Raw genomic sequence first — 22,369 nt, 5'->3', positions numbered from 1 at the left:
TTTTTAGCTGGTGACCAGGGCCTCGATAATGTTGTCGACGATTGTGCGCATCAGAATTGGCCCGCCGGTTGATGTCCAAGCGGATCCGTCAACCAGGATGATCTGGTCGTTCTGGTATGCGTTAAGCGAGGTGAACCCGGGAGCCTTGGCTGCCTCGGCGAGAGCGAGCTCCGCGCCCTCAATGTCGGCGGTGCCGCCCGCGTTCGGGTTGCCGACGCTGGATCCGCCAAGGGTGCCGAAGAAGATGTAGTCGGCATCGATCTCGGTCAGGTTTTCAAGCGAGACGGGCTCGGAGTGGCCGCGGCCCTCACGGTCCTGGTTTGCTGGGCGGGCAAGGCCGAGGTCACTGAGTGCGCGACCGGGCGGCAGTTCTTTTAGGATCAGTGCGGCGGAGTTACCCTGCCAGCGGACAATCGAGAAGGTTTTGCCGTCAAACTGCGAAAGCTGCGGTTTTGCTGCCGCGATCACCTCATCGTAGTCGGCGAGCACCTTGGCTGCGGCGTCCTGTTTGTTGGTTGCCTCCGCAACCAGCTCAAAGTTCTTGCGCCAGTCACCGCCCGCGTAACCGGTGTAAACAACCGGTGCGATGCGGCGCAGTGCCGCGATCACGGGCGGGTTGTTGTTGATGCTGGTGCCGTCAACCAGGATCAGGTCGGGTTTTGCCGCGCCAATCGCCTCAAAGTTTGGCTGCGCAACACCGCCGAGCAGCTTAATATCACCGGCGCGATCCTGCAGATAGTTGGGGACAGCGGACTGCCCACGGCCGCTAACCGCGCCAATCGGTTCAATGTCGAGCGCCAGCAGGCCGTCGAGGGTTGGCTCGGAGAGAGCGACGATCCGCTCCGGGTTCTCCGGCACCTTCACCTCGGTTCCCTCGGCATCGACAACCGTGCGGCTCGGACCGTCAGGCACGGCGGGGCCGCTGTTTGCTGCGCCGGCGGATCCGCAAGCGGTGACACCAAACAGCAGCAGCACGCTGGCTGCGACGGCGATTAGCTGCTTCTTCAAATTGCTCCTGTGAGTTATTGGCAGCGGGGTGGGGGTTTGCTGATAAAAACTGAAGTTTGAGCTTTTATGCAGACTTGCAACACCGCTTTAATAAGTCAGACGATGTTTAGCCTAACCAAGAATGACTCTGATGTAAATAGCTTTTTGTAATTTTCGGCAATGTTTTAGGCAGATATTTTGCGTCATTGCGCTGATCGGGGTTTTCTAAAAAGTTTTGTCGTACTATCTAAGGGCGACACGCCGAGGCGCAATTTTATCATCAGATGATGTAGAAACCTGTGCAAAGGCTGATTACGCTTATTCTGTGAGTATTTTTTCAAAAGAGGTTACAGAGCGTGTGCTCGCGCACATGAACGATGATCACGGCGCAGACAATCTGCTGATCGTGCGCGCCCACGGGGCGCCAGAGGCGACCGCCGCGACGATGCTGGGCTTTGACGAAAACGGCTCAGACTGGCGGGTTGCCGCCGAGGGCGGTGAAAAGCAGCTGCGAATCGACTGGCCGGGCGCGCCAATCTCCGAGCGCCCGCAAATCCGCGAGCAGGTGGTTGTGCTGTTCAAGCAGGCGAAGGAGAGGCTTGGGATCGCGGACGACCCCGCCGACTCTGCTGAGGGCGGCGAGGCTACCGAGGGTGGCGAGCCTGCCGAGGCGGATGCCGCGAGCGATCACCCGCACGGAGATCACCACGCACACGGCGGTCACCCGCACGGTGACGCGAAGCACTCCTACCGCCGCCACCCGGACGGCAAGGGCCATCATGGGGAACCAGCAGAGCTCCCCGCCGATGCACCGTTTTCGCAGGTGATCCGCACAAAAAGCTGGATGTGGCACTCTGACAGTGAGGGCGCGGACTTTATGGCGAGCATTATGCGGTGTGAGTCGCCGCTCGCCGACTATATTGCGCTGGTTGCGCAGCACTACTTCCTCTATATCGAGCTGGAGGCGGCGAGCGACCTGCTGCACGGCGCCGCAGATGAGCAGCTTGCCGCGTTTGATCCGCCCGGGCTGCGCCGCATTGCGACGCTAGAGCGCGACCTTGAGCACCTGCTCGGGCCAGACTGGCGCGATCAAATTCAGCCGGTTGCCGCAACCGCCGCATACACTGAGCGGATCCGCGAGGTCGCCGCCGCTGGTTGGTTGCCCGCCGTTATTGCCCACCACTACACCAGATACCTCGGCGACCTGTCGGGCGGGCAGATGATCGCGAAGCAGATGCGCAAACAGCACGGCTTTGAGAAGTCAGGGGTCGAGTTTTACGACTTTAGCGAGATTGCGCCGCTTGGTGCGTTCAAGAACGCCTACCGTGAGCAGCTTGACCTGCTCGGTGAGCGGCTGAGCGAGGAAGATCGTGAGCGTTTCCTCGACGAGGTGCGGATCGCCTACGAGTTTAACACCGCCGTCTTTAACGACCTGGCGGCGGCGAAGGCCGCGCAGAGCTAGCTGAGCGGCAGCTGGTCAGCCGGCACAATGTTTTGGGTTGTTAGCCGCTCATGCATAAACCGGGCGACGTGCGGGTCGACGATCACGTCGCCGGGGCGCAGTTCGCGCCGCAGATATAGCCCGTTCAGACTGCGCACGCGGCTCAACGCAACATAGGCCTGACCGGCGGTAAAAGCGCGGGGACCGAGATCCACAACGGCGCTATCGTAGGTGTGCCCCTGCGACTTGTGGATCGTCACAGCCCACGCCAACCTGAGCGGAAACTGCTCAAACTCGGCGACGACCTCGCGCTCCAGCTTCTTCGACTCGGGGTCGTAGCTGTACTGGTAGCGTTCCCAAACGGTCGGCTCAACCTCGAACTCTTTTTTGTCAACCTCAACCCAGACGGTGCCGTCGATGCGGGAAACCGTGCCGATTGTGCCGTTAACCCAGCGGCCGTCGGGGTCGTTGCGCAGGAACATCACCTGCGCGCCAACCTTTAACTCCAGCACCTCGTCCGCCGGGAACACGTTCTGTTTAAACTCGCCCGTGATCTCGGCCTCCGCCTTCAACAGTTTGCCGTCGATCTCAGCGAGTTTCCGCTGGTTGATCTCGTTAACGGTGCGGTTCGTTGTCGCGAGCGTGATCGTGTGCGTCTTAGGTGGTTGCCGGCGGCCAGCGGTGTTGAGGTCGTTAGCCATATCGGCGGTGACGTGCCCGATCCTAACCGCGTTTAGAATCTCTTTGAATCGCGCGTCTTTTTGGCGATGTATCCTGTTCAGCTCCAGCACCGTCACCGGCGTCGTCTGCCACACCTTCGCGTCAAAAAACCACAGTGACCGGTAAGTGTCTTTGAAGTAGGCGCGCTCCTCTGGGTCGCGGGGTGGCACGGGCGGTAGCTGGTATGGATCCCCAAACATGATGATCTGCACCCCGCCGAAGGGGTCGTGGCGGCGGCCACGCGCCTCCCGGAGACAGCGGTCAATGGCGTCCATCAAATCGGCGCTGACCATCGAAATCTCGTCGATGATTAGGGTGTCGAGCGCTCGCAGCAGTTTGCGGCGTTCCGGGCTCTGGTTCAGGCGGTGATCGGCGATAACCCCGGTTGTTAGCTGTAGCAGTGAGTGGATCGTCTGCCCGCCGACGTTCAACGCTGCGACGCCCGTGGGGGCACAGATCGCGAGGTTCTTGCTCGTGTGACTCGCCAGGTATGAGAGCAGCGTCGACTTGCCGGTTCCGGCGCGACCGGTGATAAAGATGTGTTCGCGGCTATTGTCTGCCCGCTCAAAAATAGTCTGCTGTTCGGGACTGAGCGGCGGAGTTTTAAGCTTGCTGGCAGACATAGCTCTAAGTTTACTTGACGGTGTAGCGAGGGGTGGCCGTGTTGTGGGGGTTGTGGATTGTTTTGTCTGGATAGCACAGGCCAGGCGGCTGAACCTGGTGTGGATCCCCGTACTTACGGCTGTTTCATTGGGTAAGCGAGCAATTCGTTCACTAAGTGACTACTTAACTCACTACCAACTCACTACAGTAGTGAGTTAGGTAGTGAGTATATGGGGGAGTTAGTGTATAGTTACAGCTACAGCCTTGAAATTACGCCAGCTTAAGGAGTGAAGCGTTATGGATCAGCAGAGGATAGAATACGTTGTTAATCACCTGCGGCTGCTAGGTAGGGACACTTCCAAGGTTGAGGTCAAGAGCGGTGTTGGCAAGAGTATTTTAGAAACACTCAGCGCTTTTTCTAACACCAGTGGTGGACTTTTGCTGGTCGGCTTGAGTGAGGAATCTGGATTTCAACCTGTTGAGAATTTCGATGCAGACAAGGCAGCAGATCAGTTAGAGACGCGAGCGGGGCAACTACAGCCGCCGGTTAACCTGATTATTCATCCAGTCGTAATAGATGATGTAAAAATTCTGGCCGCCGAGATTCCAGAGATGCAGCAGTATGACAAGCCCTGCTATATCCGAGACAGGGGCATGTATAGTGGTAGTTTCAAGCGAATTAGCGACGGTGATGTGCGGCTGACTGATTATGAGGTTAATCGCTTGCGTGAGGAGAAAACACAGCCCAAATGGGATGAAGAACTGGTTACTGAGGCCGGTGTTGAAGATCTTGACCCGGACAGGGTTGAAGCACTGTTGGCGCGGGAACGTCGTGAACGTACTAATCTGTTTAAAAACGGAGAAGCGTTTGTCCTTGATCGGCTGGGCATAGCCAGAGAGGGATCGCCAACACTTGCTGCGTTGCTCGCTCTCGGGGACTATCCGCAACAGTTCTTTAGGCGGCTAACCGTGACATTTGCGCTGTATCCGGGAACAGACCGCGCTCCGATCCTTACAGGGGAGAGACTGATAGACAGTAGGACGCTATCTGGTTCGATCCCAGAACTCGTTGATAGAACGTTGAGTCTTGTGCATCAGAATATGCGAACTGCGGCATATTTTGAGGATGCACAACGCAGAGAGGTTCCAGAATACCCGCTAGTGGCAGTGCGTGAGGCGATCGTGAACGCGCTTATGCACCGCGACTACTCTCCCCCTGCTAGGGGTGCGCAGGTGCAGGTGGATATGTTTGTTGACCGTTTGGAAATACAAAACCCAGGTGGTCTCTTCGGGGCTGTAACGATTGACCAGCTTGGCAATAGGTCGGTAAGTTCTACAAGAAACCAGCTGCTTGCATACATGCTGGAAAATACTAAAGATGCTGAGAACCGTCTGGTTGCAGAAAACAGAGGGACCGGCATTACTGTGATTAACAAGGCGCTGGCAGAAGCTTTGATGCCGCCGGCGAAGATCGAGAGTAGTTTTAGCTCCTTCAGGATCACCTTTTATAAGCGTCGTGTTGCACCTGCAGAGCGTAACGCGACCGCTAAAGATTACATTCTGAAGCGCCTTGAAAAACAAGACAGCATTAGTGTGAAAGAGCTTATGCTGGGAACAAAATACAGTCGCGGCGGTATTCAGAAGGCGCTGAGCGACCTAGTAGCTGATAACACCATTGAAAAAACCGAGCCGAGCCGCAGCCCGAAGCAGCGCTATCGCATGAAGCTGTAGCGGTGTGGATCCCTGAGCTCACCGCGGTTCTATTGAGCGGGTGGGCAACTCGTCCACTAAGTGACTACTGAACTCACTACTCAACTCACTACTGTAGTGAGTAGGTAGTGAGTTAAGTAGTGAGTTCCCGGGTAAGTTGGTTTGCAGACACTGCCGCGAGTGTAGGGGGAACGCTAAAATCACTGAGGATAATCGGGGAAACTCAGCGGCGGGCAAAGAACAACCGCGGGTTTTTCTATAGCAACAGCAACATCGCTATATAATCACACTGTGACCATCAACAGAGTGAGCAGGCAGGTGAGGCGATTCTCCATCTTTTGGAGCGTCGCTGTCGGGCTTGTTTTGACGGCGATGGTGGCAGGTCAGCTGCTTTATTTTGGCAGGATCTTCCCCTGGTACACACAGACAGAGGAGGTTGCCGAGCAGCTTGCCGCGGAACGCAAACGCGCAGCTGAGACAGCAGAAAAAAATAACGACACAACCTACTCCGGCAATAATCAAAGGACAGTGGTGCCACTCAGCTCCGAGCTGAAGGCCGCCGAGCTGCTACAGATCACCATCCTGGAAGCGGCTGAAGACAGCGTCATCCTGGATATTTACGAAGACGAAGCAAGGTCGAAGAATTCAAGATTTTCGCAGGGAATTGCAACCGATTCCAGCCAAGGGTTTCCAGTCAGCCCGATAGTGCTGAAAATGCTGCGGGGGGAGTTGCTCACGGTCAGGAGCAGCAGCTGGAAAATCAAAGTGGAGCCGGTGACGGGCATCAAACCACAAACGGTCTTTGAGAATCTACCCGTTTACGCGGAATGGCAAAGCACCGGAACGGGTTCCTTCTACTATCACGGCCCCGGAGAGTATATTAAGCTGCAGCTTACTGACGCAATGGATGAGACGGTCACCATCTGTGGTAGGTGCGGCTGCCAAAACAACTCTGATGAAGGGTACGGTGTAGGAATTTATCTTGGGGAAGACAAGTCAGATAGCAACAACTATCCCGCTGGGTCGGTGCAAGGATATGCTGTGACCGTGTACGCAAAACCCGGGCAAACCTGGCGCGCTTGGGTGCAAGACTCTGACTATGATGAACGTGATGCTGCGGTGCAGGAAGAAATGCAGCGGCAGCGAGAAAACTACCAGGGAGACCCAAATGGCTAGCCCGCGAGTTATTTTGACCGTGCAACCCGATGGCACTGTGCAGGCAAAAACCGAGGGCGTAACCGGCCCGGACTGCCTCGATTATATTGAGGTTTTGGAGGATCTGCTCGCCGCCAACACTGTGACCTCTGAGTTTACAGCTGACTATCATCGCGGTGTTACCCCGGCGCACAACTACAATTCTGTTGCAGGCAACATCTCTACCGAAACCCTCGCCGCTGACAACCTCGTAACCGGCACTGCCGTGCAGCAGGGGGTCGCAGAATGAGCGTGTCAGTGATTCTGTTGCCGATCGCGTTTACGATGACCGCCGGCGTGGTAGCCGCCCACAAAACCAAGCATGCGAAAGAGGACCTGGCAGCGGGCAGCGTCGCTCAACAGACAGTTCACACCAGCACAGAAACAGCCGATGCGACGGTGCTGCAGGTGCAAACCAGGATGCGTGACACCGGGCTTTTGGTGCGCGCTCTTGAGGAGCTTGGCGTGGCCGTGCAGGAAGCGGCGGAGGACGCGGTTGTGGCGGAGGTTAACCGGATCCGCCTGACAATGAGCCGCGATAACAGCGGTGTGTGGGTTGCCCACGCGGAGGCGGCGAGCACCGTGAACGCGGGACATTATGAGGAGCACACGGTGACCGAGGCGGAGGCTGCCGAGTTGCTGCGGCAGCTCGATGCTGCATACGGCAAACTGGTGCAAAAGGCGGTGGTTGAGCGGATCCACGCCCAGGCGGAGAATATTGGGATGCGAGTCAGCTCACAAACCATCGACGCGGAACAGAACATCCGCATTGTGTTAGACACCGTGAACGTGGAAGCATAACATGACACGAAACAGCTCCCCTCTGCAGGCACGACAGCAGCCGCCCGATAAACCGCCGCTCGGTTGGATGCTGCGGCGTAGTTTGTGGATTCTGCCGGCGGTGTTTGGTCTCGGCTACATCAGTTTTGTGTCATATTTCTGGCTGGCGAAAAAATGGCGAAGCCCTGGCATGAACGCTATCGCACTGGTGCTGTTGGGTCTCAGCATTCTCTACCTGCCGTTCACTCTGTTTAACGATGACGTCGACGAAACCCAATTTATGCACATCTTTTTGTGGATCGGGCCAGTATTGCTGGGTTTGTATATCAACCCCGGATATTTGCGGACTACCTGGCGGCGGGAGATGCTTGGGCAGGAGGTTCCTGCGGCAAGCAACTGGTTCACGGCACGGCTGAGGAACATCAGCGGTGAAGCCGGCGCGCAAAACAGTGAGCGGGCGGCGAGCCAGGGCAGTACAGCGCAGGCTGGTGCGTCGGCTTCGCAGCGCAGCAGCACAGCGCAGCCAGCCTCTCAGGCAGCGCGTCGAAGCAGCGCGGTGCCACTAGCAGCACAGGAGGTGCGCCGCAGCAGCTCCCCGCAACCCCGCTTCCGCAGCTGGGATGAGATCGACACACAGCGCGCCTTCGGCACAGTCGGGTTGGTGGATCTTGCAACCGCCTCCGTCGATCAGCTGGAGGTGCTGCCGTTTATCAGCCGATCACGCGCCGAGCAGCTGGTTGCTCTGCGTGACCGTGACATGGTGCGGGATATCACCGATGTGATCGCGGCGCTGGATTTGCAGCCGCACGAGGCTGCCGCGATCCGCTCACGCCTTAGCTTCGTGCAGACACCGCCCGCTGACTCCCAGCCCGCTGGCTCTCCGCACACCGTTTCTCCCCACACCCCGGCGGAGCGGCAACAAAAACCGGCGAAAACAAAACCGCCGCGACAAGGAAGGATCCTCGATGTCTGAACAGACACGTTTCCGGAGAGAGCTAGCCCAACTAATTAAGGCTCGCTTCCCGGTGCTGTTGATTGAAACCCACGAGGAACAGCGGGTGCTGAGTGAGATCACCGCGGTCGCCACCGATGCCGCACAGGTGCGCACCCCTAGAAAGGTTTACCGCTGGTCGCTGACCGACGGGTTGCTTGACAGCGAACAGAGCCCGATCGGTCACACCAAAACTCCCCTCGACGCACTGACTGAGATTCTTCATCGCGAAACCGAAGCAGCGGTTTTTGTGTTAGTGGACCTGCACGCCTCCCTCGGGGACCAGCGGCGCCCCGCAGACCCGACAGTTGTGCGCGCGATCCGCGATATCGCTGCTGCCTTCCAAAACGGTGAGGTGGCTCGCACCCTGGTGATGGTTGCGCCCGGTGTTGAGCTGCCGATTGACCTGCAAAAAGATGTCACCATTGTTGATTTTCCGCTGCCGGGAGCTGCCCAAATCGGGGAAGCACTCGACGGTATCGTCGCCGCAAACTCACACTCTGGGCGGATCGCAATCGACCTGCCCGCGGAAGACCGGGAGCGTCTAATTGACGCGGCACGCGGTTTGACTCTGCAAGAAACCGAGAACGCTATTGCCCTCGCGATTGTGGAGGACGGCAAACTCAGCGCGAGAGACGTCGATATTATCACCGCGGAAAAACAGCAGACTATTCGCAAATCGGGGATGTTAGAGTTTGTTGATGCCCAGATTAACCTCAATGATGTGGGCGGGTTGCAGAATCTGAAACGGTGGCTTGGCAAGCGCAAGAACTCGTGGATGGCGGAGGCTGCCGCATACGGTTTGCCTGCGCCGCGCGGGGTTTTGATTACGGGTGTGCCGGGCTGTGGTAAGTCACTGACCGCGAAGGCTGTAGCCTCTGCCTGGCAGCTGCCGCTGTTGCGGTTCGACATCGGGAAGGTGTTCTCGGGGCTGGTTGGATCCAGCGAACAAAACATGCGCACCGCGATTCAAGCCGCCGAGGCAGTTTCACCCTGTGTGCTTTGGATAGACGAGATCGAAAAAGGTTTCTCCGGGGTTATGCAGTCACACGATTCGGGCACCTCATCTCGCGTTTTCGGGTCTTTCCTAACCTGGATGCAGGAGAAGAAAGCACCGGTTTTTGTGATCGCAACCGCCAACAACATTGATGCCCTGCCGCCCGAGCTTTTGCGCAAGGGCCGCTTTGACGAGATTTTCTTTGTGGATCTGCCAACCGCTGTTGAGCGTGACGTGATTTGGCGGCTGCACCTTGGCAAGCGGCTGCAAAATCCGCGGGTTGAGCACGAGATCGACCTTGACGCAAACCTGGTAGAGCTGGTGAACCTCAGCAAGGGCTGGTCTGGCTCGGAGATTGAACAGGCCGTGATCTCGGCAATGTTCGACTCCTACACGGCTCAGCGGAAGCTGACGATGGCGGATCTGCGCCACGCGGCTGACACGATGGTGCCGCTCGCGGTCACCCAACCGGAACAGATCGCGAAACTGCGCGCCTGGGCTGACGAACGAGCAGTCGCGGCAACATCTCGTGAGGATCGCGCAGGCTACACGGTAACCGCTGCGGCGACGGCTGCTCAGCCTCCGAAAACCGCGGAGCGCAGCGATGAGTCACGCGGTGGGCGAATCGTCGACTTTTAATGACTGAGCTGCCATTTCCGCGGGTGCGGCAGGAAATATCGCGCCAAGCAGCGGATCCACCTCGGTCAGCTGCGGATCCACTCGCGCCAGAAACCCCGCAGCAACCTCCGGAATCGCCCCCGATTCGGGTGGCCCGTGTGGTGCCGGAAACGGTTGCGGAGGGTCCAGGAAATCGCTTTGCACTGTGGGTGCAGGGCTGCACAATCCGTTGCCCGGGGTGCTTTAACCCGCAGTATTGGACGAGTCGCGGTGGCACCGAAATGAGCGCCGCGGAACTGTTCGCGATGATTCCCGAGCGGCGAGTCGAGGGTGTTACGCTGCTCGGGGGTGAACCCTTCGAGCAGGCTGCTGCGTTGGCGCCGTTCACGCGGCTGGTGCAAGATGCAGGGCTGACGGTGATGAGCTTCACGGGATACACGCTGGAGCAGTTGGAGGCTCGCGCAGCTGCCGGTGACACCGCCACAGAACAGCTGTTGGCAGCCACGGATCTGCTGATTGACGGTCCGTTTATCAGGGAGGATCTAGATCACGAGCGACCGTGGGTGGGATCGCGCAATCAGGGCTTCCACACGCTGACCCCGCGTTACAGTCACCTGCAGGGGGCTTGGCAGCAGCTGCCAGACAGGTTAGAGATCACCGTGGCAGCCGATGGTACAACAGCGGTGAACGGCTGGGCAGACAGTGAAACCCTGGATGCCTTATTTGCCGAGCTGCGGCGCACCAAACAGTAAAACTCATCGACTTTTGTCGCTGCGCTGAAATATCAGTCAACCAAGCCAAGTTCGCGTGCCCGCACGAGTGCCGCGGTGCGACTGCTGACACCGAGCTTTGCGTAGATTCTCGCCAGGTGGGTTTTGACAGTGGTTGCCCCAATAAACAGCTGCTCGCTAATCTGTTTATTGCTGGCTCCGCCCGCGAGCGCCCGCAAAACATCGAGCTCCCGCTGCGTTAGATCCGGCTGTGGATCACGCATCCGCTGCACCAGTTTCTCGGCGACCAGCGGGGCAATAACAGAGCTGCCGTTCGCTGCAGCCCGGGCGGCACGCAAAAGCTCTGCCGGTGCCGCATCCTTCAACAGGTAGCCCTGTGCACCGGCCGCAATCGCGCGGGAAATATCGCTGTCATCGGCGTAATTGGTGAGTACCAGAATCGCTGGTGGCTGTTGTAGGGCGCGCAGTTCAATAATCGCTTCCACCCCGCTCATCCCCTCCGGGAAGCGCAGATCCATTGTCACCAGGTCAGGTTGCAGTTCGGTTGCAAGCGCGACCGAGGCAGCGGCACGGTCTGCCTCACCGACTACCTGAAAGCCGGGATCGTCAGCAAACACGGCCCGCAGCCCGCTGCGTACAATCGGGTGGTCATCAACTATCACCATGCGAATCATGGGGTTTCTCCGGTTTGGTTGTTTTTCAGCGGTAGCGTCACTGAGGTTAAGCATCCGGCGCCCGGTTCTGTCACAACCGCGAGGTTGCCGCCCAAGATTTGCACCCGATCGGCAAGCAGTTTTAGACCCCAGCCACTGTCGGACTGCACAGCGGAAACCAGCTGTTGATCGTAGTCAAAACCAACGCCGTCATCGTCGATTTCCAGCCGCACCTCGTTGTCGCTTGCACTCAGCCGCACTTCACAGTGCGCGGCGCCGGCGTGCTGCACAACATTCTCGATTGACGCCTGACAGATGCGCAGCAGCGTTGTCTCGTGTGCGAGAGGCAGTGTGGATCCGCCCAGCTCGCACCGCAGCGAAAACGCGGTCGTGACCGGTTTGGCAGTTGGCGAGCCGGCGGCGGGGGATTCGGCGGCGCGGGCGATTGAGTGCTGGGCTGCGCGATCCACCACCTGCCTGAGAGCGGTAGGCAGTGAGTTGCCGCGCAGGTCGGCGGGCGCCTTTAGCTCGGTTATGAAGCTGCGAGTTTCAGCGAGAGAGTGCGCGGCAGCGGCGCGGGCAAGCTCAATGTGCTTGGCAGAACTCTCGGGTTTGTTAGCCGCCATTTGTAGAAACAGCTGGATGCTTGATAGTGACTGGGCGACGGTGTCGTGCAGTTCGGCGGCGATGCGGCTGCGCTCCGCTAGAACTCCGGCTCGGCGCTCCGTTTCGGCGAGCTGTTCACGGGCGGCTGTTAGCTCTGCGAGTGCCCGCGACTTGGCGTTATTCGCGGCGAGCAGGCTACGCAACAGCGCCGAAAACACGGAAATAATCGCGAAGGCGATTAGCGGTCCGAGCACTGTGAACGGTGACCAGCTGTGGTGCATTAGCTCACCCCCGATTGTGCCGGCGGTGAGCAGCGTGGCGGCGATGAACCCGGGCAGGGGTGGTAGCAGCCAGTAGCTTTTTAGGACGAGCACAAACAGCAGATAGCTTGCATAGGGGCTGTCGGCAATCACCACCGCCCACAGGGAGCTGAACACAATCAGGTGCAAAACGACTCGCCAGTTGATTCGGGTTGCGGGGGATAGCAGCGAAACACCGCTGCGGCTTAGCCAGTAACTACCGATCAGCAACTGTGCCGCGCTGAGGAGGGAGAAGGTTAGGATGCGGGTGCGACCAGGATCCGCCTCGGCAAAGGCCAGCGCGCTCGGCAGGGCCATCAGTGCGAGCGCGCCCGCGAGGATCGACAGCTCGAGCGGTCGCGAGGCAGAGCGGGAGAGGGCAACAGTCATAGTTTCAGCCTAGCTGCGTTTTGGGTAGTGTCGCTATGGCACGCTCAGCAAAACCAGTAGGTGCCGCTTGTAAATCATCCAAAAGGATGACAAAAAGCCGACCTTTTTGCGGTTCTCTGGCGGTTGGCAAGCGACCAGACTGATAAGTATGTTCTTAGCAATTCGTGAATTAAGGTTTGCCCAGGGAAGGTTTTCCCTCATCGTTACAGTCGTTGCGTTGATGACGATGCTGGTTGGTTTCCTCACCGGTCTGACGGGCGGGCTCGCCAGCCAAAACATTTCCGCGCTGCTGCGCACCGGCGCCGACCAGGTGGTGTTCAGCGCCCCGACGGCAGACAAGAAACTCTCGTACTCAGAATCTGCGATCTCCGCAGACGCGGTTGCCACCTGGGAGGAGGTTGAGGGGGTGAGGGTGACCCCGCTCAGCATTGTTAACGGCGCAGTCGTATCTGACAGCGCCAAGCAACCGCTGGTGTTTTTTGCCGGGGTGGATCCGGAAGGTGAGGCGGTAACTCGCGGCTCAGATGTCATTCTTGGTGAGGGCGCTGCAGCGGAGCTTGGTGTGACAGTTGGCGACACTGTGACCCTCGCGGGTAGCCCGCTCACAGTCACAGAAATCACCGGCGATGAGTTCTATTCGCACCGCGAAGTGGCGTGGATTTCGCTGGAGAGTGCCCACCAGCTGCAGCAGCGCACTATGCAGGATGCCGGATTCGCCTCGGTGCTGCTGTTAAAGCAGACTGCGACAGGATCCGCGCAGGCAGCTGGCGAGACGGGGGAAGCGGGATCAGCCCAGGCGGCCACGGGCATACAAGCTGACACAGAAACCCTGATCGCCGACACCGCACAGCTCACCGAGACAGAGGCGCAGCCGCTTTTGATCTCGCTGCTCGCGCTTGAGTCGTTCAAGTCTGAGATCGGCTCGCTGGGCATGATGATTGGCATGCTGGTTGTTATTGCAACACTTGTGATCGGTGTTTTCTTCCTGGTGTGGTCGATGCAGCGGTATCGAGATATCGCGGTGTTAAAGGCGCTTGGCGCAAAAACCTCGTGGCTTGTGCGCGACAGTCTCGGTCAGGCGCTGCTGGTGTTGGTGCTCGGTGTGCTGCTTGGCGGGGTCGCAAACCTCTTGCTCGGTTCAGCTGTCAGCCTGAGTCTGCCGTTTGTTTCAGGCTTGATTCCCGTTGCGCTGCCGGCGGTGATGATTGTTGTTGCTGGCCTCATCGGTGCGCTGGTATCGCTTAGACAGGTTGTGCGAGCGGATCCAAACAGCGCCCTGCAGGCAGCTGCCGCCTAGCAGCCCTCGATTGCAAAAGAAGTACAAGGAGTAAAAGTGTTAGAGATAACAGACGTAGAACTGATCTACCCGGATGGTGACAGTGAAACGGTTGCGCTTCGCCGGGTTAGCCTCCGGGTTAATGCGGGCGAGATGGTCGCGATTACGGGGGCGAGCGGATCCGGTAAATCAAGCCTGCTCGCGGTTGCGGCAACGCTGCAGCGCCCAAATCGCGGAAGGGTCACGATCGCGGGCGTCGACACAACCGGCATGAACGGCGCGGAGCTGGCGAAGCTGCGCCGGGATAAGCTGGGGATTATTTTTCAGGCCCCCAACCTGATTCCCTCACTGACCGTTGCAGAGCAGCTGGAGATTGCCTCTGAGTTGCGCGGCACAACACGTGGCAGGGCTCAGCGCAATGCCGTGAGTAAGCGGGTCGCCGAGCTGTTGTCGGCGGTTGATATGGCGGATCACGCTAAAAAACGCCCCGGTGAACTCTCCGGCGGGCAACGGCAGCGCGTCAACATTGCCAGGGCGCTGATGAACTCGCCGCGGGTGTTGCTGGTGGATGAGCCAACAAGCGCGCTCGACAGTGTCCGCAGTGAGGCGGTTATGGCACTTTTGAAGCAGCTGACCGTTGACTTTAACCTTGCAACCGTTGTGGTCACTCACGACCGGGAGCAGCTGCACTGGTGTGACTCCGAGTATGTGATGTCTGACGGTGTGCTCACCCGGGCGCGGGGCTGAGCCGGGCGCGGGGCTGGGAGACACTGGCCTGAATGGCGGGAAAATAGCCGCTGGGCGGGGGAGTAACTGACGCGATCCATCCCATAACCTGAAAGTTGAGTGGGAATGACTCAAGTTTGACGGTTTGGAGTTGCGCGCCGGACGCAAATCTGTAAACTTGAGTGTGTAAGACTCAGGTTTGGGCAATCTGGCGACCGCCGTGGCGGACGAACAAACCGACCAACCACAGAGAGTTAAAAGATTCGGGAAACCCCGATTTAGACCCAGTAACAAAGGAGACAATATGTCACGCGCTGTAGGCATTGACCTCGGAACCACCAACTCGGTTGTGTCCGTGCTTGAGGGTGGCGAGCCAACCGTTATCGCAAACGCGGAGGGGCTGCGCACAACCCCGTCCATCGTTGCGTTCACAAAAGACGGTGAGGTGCTCGTCGGTGAAACCGCGAAGCGTCAGGCGGTCACCAACGTTGACCGCACCCTCGCGTCAGTTAAACGCCACATGGGCACCGACTGGAGCGTCACCATTGACGACAAGAAATACACCCCGCAGGAGATCAGCGCTCGCACCCTGATGAAGCTGAAGCGCGACGCCGAAACCTACCTCGGCGACAAGGTAACCGACGCGGTTATCACCGTTCCTGCCTACTTTAACGACGCAGAGCGCCAGGCAACCAAGGAAGCGGGCGAGATCGCTGGCTTGAACGTGCTCCGCATTGTTAACGAGCCAACCGCTGCGGCGCTCGCATACGGCCTCGACAAGGGCAAAGAGGATGAGCTGATCCTCGTGTTCGACCTCGGCGGTGGTACCTTCGACGTCTCACTGCTCGAGGTTGGTAAGGACGACGACTTTTCAACCATCCAGGTGCGCGCAACCGCGGGCGATAACCGTCTCGGTGGTGACGACTGGGATCAGCGGATCGTTGAACACCTGATCAAGCAGTTCAAGGCAGCAACCGGCGTTGACGTCTCAAACGACAAGATCGCGTTGCAGCGCCTTAAAGAGGCAGCAGAGCAGGCAAAGAAGGAGCTGTCAACCAGCACCCAGACCAGTATCCAGCTGCCATACCTGTCACTGACAGAGAACGGCCCCGCAAACCTTGACGAGACCCTCACCCGTGCAAAGTTCGAGGAGCTGACCAAGGATCTGCTTGAGCGCACCAAGAAACCATTCAACGACGTTATCGCAGAGGCGGGCGTGAAGGTTAGTGAAATCGCTCACGTTGTGCTCGTTGGTGGATCCACCCGTATGCCAGCCGTAACAGAGCTCGTAAAGCAGCTGACCGGTGGTAAAGAACCAAACAAGGGTGTAAACCCTGACGAGGTTGTTGCCGTTGGTGCGGCGCTGCAGGCGGGCGTTTTGAAGGGCGAGCGGAAAGACGTGCTGTTAATCGACGTCACCCCGCTGTCACTCGGTATCGAAACCAAGGGTGGCATTATGACCAAGCTGATCAAGCGCAACACCGCGATCCCAACCAAGCGTTCCGAGACCTTCACAACCGCTGAAGATAACCAGCCGTCTGTGTCTATCCAGGTGTTCCAGGGTGAGCGCGAGTTCACCCGCGACAACAAGAACCTCGGTACCTTCGAGCTAAGCGGTATTGCACCGGCTCCTCGCGGCATCCCACAGATCGAGGTCACCTTCGACATCGACGCCAACGGTATTGTGCAGGTGTCTGCAAAAGACAAGGGCACCGGGAAAGAGCAGACCATCACCATCTCCGGTGGATCCAGCCTGTCACAGGAGGATATCGACCGCATGGTGAAGGAAGCCGAGGAGCACGCAGCAGAGGACGCAAAGCGTCGTGAGGCAGCTGAGACCCGCAACAGCGCAGAGCAGCTCGCCTACGGTGTTGACAAGTTGCTTACCGAAAACGACGACAAACTGCCTGAGGACGTGAAAACCGAGGTGAAGGCAGACCTTGACGCGCTCAATGAGGCGCTCGCCGGAGATGACGCTGACGCGGTAAAGGCGGCAGCTGACAAACTGAACGAGAGCCAGGGCAAACTCGGCCAGGCAATCTACGCCGCTGCGCAGAGCGAAGGCGAAGCAAACGCTGAGCCTGCCGCAGCCGGCGCAGACAGCGACGAGGACATCGTGGACGCCGAGGTTGTTGACGACGAAGAGGACAAGAAGTAACAATGACTAAAGAGGAACAGAACGCTAACAACGAGCAGGTTCCTCACAGCGGTGAGCCGGAGGCAAACGTCTCCGGCTCTGCCGCAGCTGCAGAACCGCTCACAGTTGAAGATATTTTGAGCGCGGCGCAGAGTGAGGAGGCGGCCGCGGCCGAAAACACCGCAGCCGCTGACGATGCTGCGCCGGGTGGATCCGCAACCGCGGGCACCGGGGAGGGAGAGGCCGAAGCTGCTGACGGCGCTGCGCCGGGTGGATCCGCCCACCCAGACCCGCTGCAGGATGCGGCAAACCCCTATCTAGAGGACCTGCGCCGGATCACCGCCGAGTACGCGAACTACCGCAAACGCACCGCCGAAACCGCGGAGCTGGAGCGGCAGCGCGCGGTTGCGAAGGTTGTTACCCCGCTGCTTGCGGTGCTTGACGACCTGGATCGCGCGGCAGCTCACGGTGACCTGGTTGAGGGCACCGCGTTTGCCGCGATCGCGCAGAAACTGCGTGGCTCACTGGAGAAGCTCGGCCTGGAAGCCTACGGGGAGGCCGGTGAGGAGTTTGATCCGCAGCTGCACGAGGCGATTGCGCAGGTGCCGGTGCCGGGCACCGAGCAGGCAACCGTGTTGGACGTTGTTGAGCGGGGATACAAACTCGGCGAGGTTGAGCTGCGTCCCGCAAAAGTAGCGGTGGCGGTGGCGGCCGATGGCTAGTCAGGACTGGTTAGAGAAGGACTTCTACAAGATCCTCGGCGTTGACAAGCAGGTCACCGAGAAGGAGCTCACCAAGAAGTACCACAAGCTCGCGCACAAGTATCACCCCGACTCCAACCAGGGTGATGCCGCGGCGGAGGCGCGTTTTAAGGAGATCAGCGAGGCATACTCGGTGCTCTCCGACCCGGAACAGCGCGCTGAATACGACCAGATTCGCGAGCTCGGCCCGGCCGCGTTTGGCGGCTTCGGCGGCATGTTCGGCGGCCCCGGCGGTTTCGGCGGTGCTGGCGGCTACCAACAGGGTGACTTCAGCGGTTTTGAGGACATCTTCGGCGGCCTGTTCGGCGGCGGCGGTGCAAGACGCAATGTGCGCTACGAAACCGGCAGTGGCTTTGAAGACATCTTCGGCGGTATGGGCGGTTTCCAGTCGCGGCCACGCGGTCCACAGAAGGGTGCGGATCTCGGTGCCACCCACACAATTGACCTGCGGCAGGCAATCACCGGCGACACGGTGACGCTCGCGATCCCGGGCGATAAAACGATTAAGGTGAAGATTCCCGCCGGTGTTACCGACGGTAAGAAGATTCGCGTGCGCGGCAAAGGGCAGGAGAGCCCGAACGGCGGCCCGAACGGTGATTTAATCCTCACCGTGCTGGTGCGTAAGCACCCGGTGTTTGAGCGTGACGGCAAGAACCTGCGCGTGAAACTGCCTGTCACCTACCTGGAGGCAACCCTCGGCGCAACCGTTGAGGCGCCAACAATCACCGGTGAGCGCGTGAAACTGCGTGTGCAGCCGGGCACCCCGAGCGGCCGTGTGCTGCGGGTTAAGGGTCGCGGCGTGAACGGATCCGGAACCCCCGGTGATCTGCTGGTTGAGGTGCAGGTGGTTGTGCCGCAGCGCCTAACCGACAAACAGCGCAAACTGTTTGAACAGTTGCAGGAGCTGGAGACTGACAATCCGCGCGGCGACCTGTACGCTAGGGTTTAACCAACCCGGTGAAATGGCTAGATAGGTGAATGAGCGGTGAAACAGTATGAGCACTGAAAAAATGGACCGGTACTCGCCCATTTTCGCAATCGCCCAGGCGGCGGAGCTCGCGGAGATGCACCCGCAAACCCTGCGCCAGTACGACCGGATTGGCCTGGTGTCACCGCAGCGAACACGCGGTAACACCAGGCGTTACTCCCTCCACGACATCGACCAGCTGCGGCAGGTTTCACAGCTGTCACACGAGGGTTTGAGTCTGGAGGGGATCCGCCGCGTGCTCGATCTGGAGAACGAGGTGCAGCGCCTGCGGGTTAGGGTTGCGTCACTTGAGCGTGCCCTGTCCGATCAGGTTATGCAGCAGGAGCGGCGCGTGTTCGCTGCCGGGGCAGGCGGTGAGGTTGTCAGCGTCAGACGCGGCACCCGGGTGCGTCGCGCAAACGAGATAGTGGTGTGGCGGCCAAACGCTAGATAGCTACGAGCGAGTTTTTTGTGTGGCGTACCGAACGCCCGGTAGTATCGCTAACGAGGAGGCATTATGCAGCACAAACCATCAGCCAAGTGGTTACTTGAGCGTCCCCGGGTTACCGCCGCGGCCGCCCTTGAGATCGCGATGACCAACTACGATGTCAGCGGTGTTGTCCGCGAGCTCGGCAGCCAGCAGGATCGCAACTATCTTGTGCAGGGCACGGCCGGGGCGGATCCGCTGCTGCTGAAAATCTACAACCCTGTTGTGACGCGCGAGACCGTCGAGCTGCAGATCACCGCCGCGGACCGGCTGCGCGAGCACGGCCTTCGCACCCCGCTTGCTCGGCCGAGCCTGACGGGGGAGCGGCTTTTGACGGTGCCGCTCGCCGACAGTGACAGCACCGCGACTGGTGACAGCACCGTGACCGGCGAGAGTGCCGCGACCGGTGGTAGCGCTGGGTCCGGCCACAGCACCGCAACCGCGGTTGGGTTTGAGGTTGTTCCCGGCCGGTCGCTGCTGGAGCGCGGTGAGCTTGACGGCGTCACCGCCGAGATGCTTGGCGCCCAGCTCGGTCGTGTGCTGCTGGCGCTGCAAGACTTTGACCACCCGGCTGCCCGGCGTGAACTGCAGTGGGATCTGTGTCGGGCGGATCAGGTTGTGGCGCAGCTCCTGGAGGAGCTCCCCGCCGAAAAACAGCCGCTCTGCCGTGACGCGACAATTGCCGCCTGGCAGCGGGTTAGTGAGCTCGCGGCGAAACTGCCGCGACAGATAATTCACGGCGATCTGACCGCCGACAATGTTATGCAGGACGACTCGGGCAACCTCTGGGTTGTTGACCTGGGCGACCTGATGCACTCGTGGCGAGTAAACGAGCTGGCTGTTTTTGCCGCCGATCTGCTCGGCCACACAGGAGACTTTATGACGGTTCTCCGCGGCGTTGCTGGCTGCGCAAAACAGCTTGCCGCCGCCGGAAACCCGCTCAGCGTAGAAGAGGTGCGCGCTATTCTGCCGCTGATTGTGCTGCGCGGCGCGGTGCTCGCCGTTAGCGGATATTCCCAGCTGCGCATAGACCCCGAAAACGAATATGCCGCTGTTCGCATGGAACAGGAGTGGCAGGTGTTTGAGCGCTCGCTCGCGCTGCCCTACGACTGGGCGACCGCGCAGCTGCTGCTCGCCGCTGGTCTGCCCCACACCGGCGCAGACTACGCATATGCCATTCTTGGCATAGACGAGGCTAAGGTGCTGGATCTCGGTATCACCGCCCCGGTTTTCAACGGCGGCAGCTGGTTGGCAAAGCCCGCACCCGAGCAGGAGGCGGAGCTCGCAGCTGACCTGGTGCAGTTCGGCGAGGTGTGCGTTGCTCGCTTCGGCGAGGCGCGAATGACCCGCGTCAGCGAGGACACAACCGAGCAGGGCCGGGCACGGGCACGCGGGGTGCAGCTGTGGCAGGCATCCGAATCGCGGATCCGCGCACCCTTTGCCGGTGAGGTCTACTGTTACGACGCTGGCGACTCCAGCTGTATAACCCTCTACGATCGCGAAAGCGGTGTTGCTGTTACCTTCGCGAGCGAAGTGCTGAAACCAATCGACAGCGCACAGGACTTCGTCACCGACATTTGTGGTGAGGATGAGCCGCTTGGCGAGGCCGAGCCGCTTGCCGAGAACGAGAGCGAGCGTGAGGGCCAGGTCGAGGACGAGAACGAACGCGAGGCGGAAACCGGGCGCAACGGCGAAGGTGTCAGCGAGATCGCGACCCCGGTGAAGCGGGTTGTTGCGGGCGAGGTTATCGGACTGCTCAGCTCCGGCGAGGACGAGATGCTCGGCAGCGCGATTGTGACGCGGCAGATCGTCTCCCCGGAGGCAACGATTTCCGACCTGATCGCCACAATTAAAGACAATGTTTCACGTGGAACATACGGTTTCACGGACGCGGCGGGTGACTACGAGAGCAACTGCGCCGCTGACCCGAGCGTTGTGCTGAGGCTACCCGCCCGGGCGGCGGCGGTGACGGATCCACACCGGCAAAAGCGTGAGGCACAGACCCGCCGCAATAGCGCAATGGGGGAGGCCGCGGAGCGCTACTACGCTGATCCGCCGCTGTTCCAGCGCGGTTGGGAGGCGCTGCTGGTTGACAACTGCGGCAACGCCTACGTCGACCTGGTGAACAACGTCACCGCGATCGGCCACTCCAACCCGGTGCTCGCGGAGCGCGTTGCCGAGCAGCTGCAGCTGCTCAACACCAACAACCGCTTCCTCTATGACGCCTACGCCGAGTTCACCGAGAAGCTGCTCGCGCACAGCCCGGATCCGCGCCTGAACCGCGCAATCCCGGTCAACAGCGGCTCTGAGGCGGTGGATCTCGCGATCCGCCTCGCCCAGGTGGCAACCGGTCGCAGTCACATTATTGCGACGCGCGAGGGTTACCACGGGTGGACCATGGCGTCCGACGCCGTCAGCACCTCGGCGTTCGACAACCCGCACGCAACCGCCTCCCGCCCCGACTGGGTGCACCTGGTGAGCGCACCAAACAGCTATCGTGGCGAGCACCAGGGCGAGGACGCGGCAGAGCAGTACGCGGCCGAGGTTGAGCGAGTGATCGCCGAGATGGTTGCGGCCGGAAACCCGCCGGCAGCGTTTATCTGCGAGCCGGTGTTCGGTAACGCCGGGGGTGTTATCCCGCCGGCGGGCTACCTGGATCGCGTCTACCGTGCGGTTCGTGAGGCGGGCGGTCTGGTGATCGCGGACGAGGTGCAGGTCGGTTACGGCAGGCTCGGTAAAACCTTCTGGGGTTGCGAGCTGCTCGGTGTCACGCCGGATATTATCGCGACCGCGAAGGCGGCCGGTAACGCATACCCGGTCGGCGCGGTAATCGCGAGCAGTGCGACCGTTGCGGCGCTTGTGCGCGTCGGCATGTTCTTCTCCTCGGCGGCGGGTGCACCGGCAAGCGCGGTTGCCGCCTCCGCAGTGCTCGACGAGATTGAGTCACGGCAGCTGCAGGCAAACGCCCTCACCGTCGGCAATCACACCCGCGAGCTGCTGGCCGAGCTGCAAAACAAACACGAGGTGATCGGCGCCGTTCACGGCAGCGGACTCTACCTCGGCATCGAACTGGTGACCGACCGCGACAGCAAAACCCCGGCAACCACGCTCACCGCAGCCGTCTGTGAGGCGCTGCTTGCCGAGGGCTTCATCGTGCAGCCAACCAGTGAACGGCAAAACGTCCTCAAGTTTAAGCCGCCGATGGTGCTAACAATTGAGCAGGCAAGCCAGTTTGAGAACGCCCTCGATCGGGTGCTGACCGCGCTGACAGCGAGCTAGCGCGCTAAATATCCGG

Annotated in this window: 19 protein-coding genes; 15 read left to right on the top strand and 4 right to left on the bottom strand. The window is 59.9% G+C overall.

Features of this window, described 5'->3' with window-relative positions; genetic code table 11:
* Positions 1-3: 3 nt before the first annotated feature.
* The gene (locus EII30_RS03500; protein ID WP_124885949.1) at positions 4-1,008 is read right to left on the bottom strand and encodes an iron-siderophore ABC transporter substrate-binding protein; all 1,005 of its coding nucleotides are present in this window, start codon (positions 1,006-1,008) and stop codon (positions 4-6) included.
* Between the two features lie 304 nt (positions 1,009-1,312).
* Here EII30_RS03500 and EII30_RS03495 point away from each other — a divergent pair, with 304 nt between their 5' ends.
* Positions 1,313-2,449 carry a biliverdin-producing heme oxygenase gene (locus EII30_RS03495; RefSeq protein ID WP_233569260.1) on the top strand — a complete coding sequence of 379 codons (1,137 nt, stop codon included), beginning with the start codon at positions 1,313-1,315 and terminating at the stop codon, positions 2,447-2,449.
* Here EII30_RS03495 and EII30_RS03490 read toward each other — a convergent pair.
* A complete protein-coding gene (locus tag EII30_RS03490) occupies positions 2,446-3,771 on the bottom strand; it encodes an ATP-dependent RecD-like DNA helicase (protein ID WP_124885948.1) in 1,326 nt (441 codons plus the stop codon). The genes EII30_RS03495 and EII30_RS03490 overlap by 4 nt on opposite strands.
* Positions 3,772-4,048: 277 nt before the next feature.
* Between EII30_RS03490 and EII30_RS03485 the strand changes: the two genes are divergently transcribed.
* The 7 genes from EII30_RS03485 to EII30_RS03455 all read left to right on the top strand — a co-directional run bounded on the left by EII30_RS03485 (position 4,049) and on the right by EII30_RS03455 (position 10,793).
* Positions 4,049-5,482, top strand: coding sequence for an ATP-binding protein (locus EII30_RS03485; RefSeq protein ID WP_124885947.1), 1,434 nt, complete (start codon positions 4,049-4,051; stop codon positions 5,480-5,482).
* 270 nt (positions 5,483-5,752) lie between these two features.
* Positions 5,753-6,637, top strand: coding sequence for a hypothetical protein (locus tag EII30_RS03480; protein WP_124885946.1), 885 nt, complete (start codon positions 5,753-5,755; stop codon positions 6,635-6,637).
* Positions 6,630-6,905 carry a DUF2997 domain-containing protein gene (locus EII30_RS03475; protein WP_124885945.1) on the top strand — a complete coding sequence of 92 codons (276 nt, stop codon included), beginning with the start codon at positions 6,630-6,632 and terminating at the stop codon, positions 6,903-6,905. The genes EII30_RS03480 and EII30_RS03475 overlap by 8 nt, the downstream gene beginning before the upstream one ends.
* Positions 6,902-7,456 (top strand): hypothetical protein, encoded by a 555-nt coding sequence (locus EII30_RS03470; protein WP_124885944.1) that lies wholly within the window; start codon positions 6,902-6,904, stop codon positions 7,454-7,456. Before EII30_RS03475 ends, EII30_RS03470 begins: the two co-directional genes overlap by 4 nt.
* 1 nt (position 7,457) lies before the next feature.
* Positions 7,458-8,408 carry a hypothetical protein gene (locus EII30_RS03465; protein ID WP_124885943.1) on the top strand — a complete coding sequence of 317 codons (951 nt, stop codon included), beginning with the start codon at positions 7,458-7,460 and terminating at the stop codon, positions 8,406-8,408.
* A complete protein-coding gene (locus EII30_RS03460) occupies positions 8,401-10,062 on the top strand; it encodes an AAA family ATPase (protein ID WP_124885942.1) in 1,662 nt (553 codons plus the stop codon). Before EII30_RS03465 ends, EII30_RS03460 begins: the two co-directional genes overlap by 8 nt.
* Complete coding sequence (locus EII30_RS03455; RefSeq protein WP_124885941.1) at positions 10,062-10,793, top strand: 4Fe-4S single cluster domain-containing protein; 732 nt, start codon at positions 10,062-10,064, stop codon at positions 10,791-10,793. The genes EII30_RS03460 and EII30_RS03455 overlap by 1 nt, the downstream gene beginning before the upstream one ends.
* Before the next feature lie 32 nt (positions 10,794-10,825).
* Here EII30_RS03455 and EII30_RS03450 read toward each other — a convergent pair whose 3' ends face one another.
* Both EII30_RS03450 and EII30_RS03445 read right to left on the bottom strand, forming a co-directional pair.
* Positions 10,826-11,446: a response regulator transcription factor gene (locus EII30_RS03450; protein ID WP_124885940.1), complete on the bottom strand. Its 621-nt coding sequence runs from the start codon at positions 11,444-11,446 to the stop codon at positions 10,826-10,828.
* Positions 11,443-12,720 carry a sensor histidine kinase gene (locus EII30_RS03445; RefSeq protein WP_124885939.1) on the bottom strand — a complete coding sequence of 426 codons (1,278 nt, stop codon included), beginning with the start codon at positions 12,718-12,720 and terminating at the stop codon, positions 11,443-11,445. The genes EII30_RS03450 and EII30_RS03445 overlap by 4 nt, the downstream gene beginning before the upstream one ends.
* Positions 12,721-12,868: 148 nt before the next feature.
* Here EII30_RS03445 and EII30_RS03440 point away from each other — a divergent pair, with 148 nt between their 5' ends.
* From EII30_RS03440 to EII30_RS03410, 7 genes are all read left to right on the top strand, one after another.
* Positions 12,869-14,017: an FtsX-like permease family protein gene (locus EII30_RS03440; RefSeq protein WP_124885938.1), complete on the top strand. Its 1,149-nt coding sequence runs from the start codon at positions 12,869-12,871 to the stop codon at positions 14,015-14,017.
* 36 nt (positions 14,018-14,053) lie between these two features.
* Positions 14,054-14,743, top strand: a complete 690-nt coding sequence (locus EII30_RS03435; RefSeq protein ID WP_124885937.1) for an ABC transporter ATP-binding protein — start codon at positions 14,054-14,056, stop codon at positions 14,741-14,743.
* A 283-nt stretch (positions 14,744-15,026) separates the two neighbouring features.
* A complete protein-coding gene (gene dnaK / locus EII30_RS03430) occupies positions 15,027-16,880 on the top strand; it encodes a molecular chaperone DnaK (RefSeq protein WP_124885936.1) in 1,854 nt (617 codons plus the stop codon).
* Positions 16,881-16,882: 2 nt separating this feature from the next.
* Positions 16,883-17,581, top strand: a complete 699-nt coding sequence (locus EII30_RS03425; protein ID WP_124885935.1) for a nucleotide exchange factor GrpE — start codon at positions 16,883-16,885, stop codon at positions 17,579-17,581.
* On the top strand, positions 17,574-18,569 hold the full coding sequence (locus EII30_RS03420) for a J domain-containing protein (protein WP_124885934.1): 996 nt from the start codon (positions 17,574-17,576) through the stop codon (positions 18,567-18,569). The genes EII30_RS03425 and EII30_RS03420 overlap by 8 nt, the downstream gene beginning before the upstream one ends.
* Before the next feature lie 46 nt (positions 18,570-18,615).
* On the top strand, positions 18,616-19,041 hold the full coding sequence (locus EII30_RS03415) for a heat shock protein transcriptional repressor HspR (protein ID WP_233569259.1): 426 nt from the start codon (positions 18,616-18,618) through the stop codon (positions 19,039-19,041).
* A 63-nt stretch (positions 19,042-19,104) separates the two neighbouring features.
* Positions 19,105-22,353: an aminotransferase class III-fold pyridoxal phosphate-dependent enzyme gene (locus EII30_RS03410; protein ID WP_233569258.1), complete on the top strand. Its 3,249-nt coding sequence runs from the start codon at positions 19,105-19,107 to the stop codon at positions 22,351-22,353.
* The last annotated feature ends 16 nt before the right edge of the window (positions 22,354-22,369 follow it).

The sequence above is a fragment of the Leucobacter sp. OH1287 genome (assembly GCF_003859945.1).
GTDB lineage: Bacteria > Actinomycetota > Actinomycetes > Actinomycetales > Microbacteriaceae > Canibacter.
The sequence above is the reverse complement of the archived record's forward strand: the minus strand, read 5'-3'. Positions and strand labels throughout refer to the sequence as shown.

What these genes read in the sequence shown, in the direction of transcription:
- EII30_RS03470 (WP_124885944.1), top strand. Translation starts at nt 6,902, where the DNA reads ATGAGCGTGTCAGTGATTCTGTTGCCGATCGCGTTTACGATGACCGCC.
- EII30_RS03465 (WP_124885943.1), top strand. Translation starts at nt 7,458, where the DNA reads ATGACACGAAACAGCTCCCCTCTGCAGGCACGACAGCAGCCGCCCGAT.
- EII30_RS03410 (WP_233569258.1), top strand. Translation starts at nt 19,105, where the DNA reads ATGCAGCACAAACCATCAGCCAAGTGGTTACTTGAGCGTCCCCGGGTT.
- EII30_RS03440 (WP_124885938.1), top strand. Translation starts at nt 12,869, where the DNA reads ATGTTCTTAGCAATTCGTGAATTAAGGTTTGCCCAGGGAAGGTTTTCC.
- EII30_RS03450 (WP_124885940.1), bottom strand. Translation starts at nt 11,446, where the DNA reads ATGATTCGCATGGTGATAGTTGATGACCACCCGATTGTACGCAGCGGG.
- EII30_RS03485 (WP_124885947.1), top strand. Translation starts at nt 4,049, where the DNA reads ATGGATCAGCAGAGGATAGAATACGTTGTTAATCACCTGCGGCTGCTA.
- EII30_RS03475 (WP_124885945.1), top strand. Translation starts at nt 6,630, where the DNA reads ATGGCTAGCCCGCGAGTTATTTTGACCGTGCAACCCGATGGCACTGTG.
- EII30_RS03445 (WP_124885939.1), bottom strand. Translation starts at nt 12,720, where the DNA reads ATGACTGTTGCCCTCTCCCGCTCTGCCTCGCGACCGCTCGAGCTGTCG.
- EII30_RS03425 (WP_124885935.1), top strand. Translation starts at nt 16,883, where the DNA reads ATGACTAAAGAGGAACAGAACGCTAACAACGAGCAGGTTCCTCACAGC.
- EII30_RS03460 (WP_124885942.1), top strand. Translation starts at nt 8,401, where the DNA reads ATGTCTGAACAGACACGTTTCCGGAGAGAGCTAGCCCAACTAATTAAG.
- EII30_RS03415 (WP_233569259.1), top strand. Translation starts at nt 18,616, where the DNA reads ATGAGCACTGAAAAAATGGACCGGTACTCGCCCATTTTCGCAATCGCC.
- EII30_RS03455 (WP_124885941.1), top strand. Translation starts at nt 10,062, where the DNA reads ATGACTGAGCTGCCATTTCCGCGGGTGCGGCAGGAAATATCGCGCCAA.
- dnaK (WP_124885936.1), top strand. Translation starts at nt 15,027, where the DNA reads ATGTCACGCGCTGTAGGCATTGACCTCGGAACCACCAACTCGGTTGTG.
- EII30_RS03420 (WP_124885934.1), top strand. Translation starts at nt 17,574, where the DNA reads ATGGCTAGTCAGGACTGGTTAGAGAAGGACTTCTACAAGATCCTCGGC.
- EII30_RS03490 (WP_124885948.1), bottom strand. Translation starts at nt 3,771, where the DNA reads ATGTCTGCCAGCAAGCTTAAAACTCCGCCGCTCAGTCCCGAACAGCAG.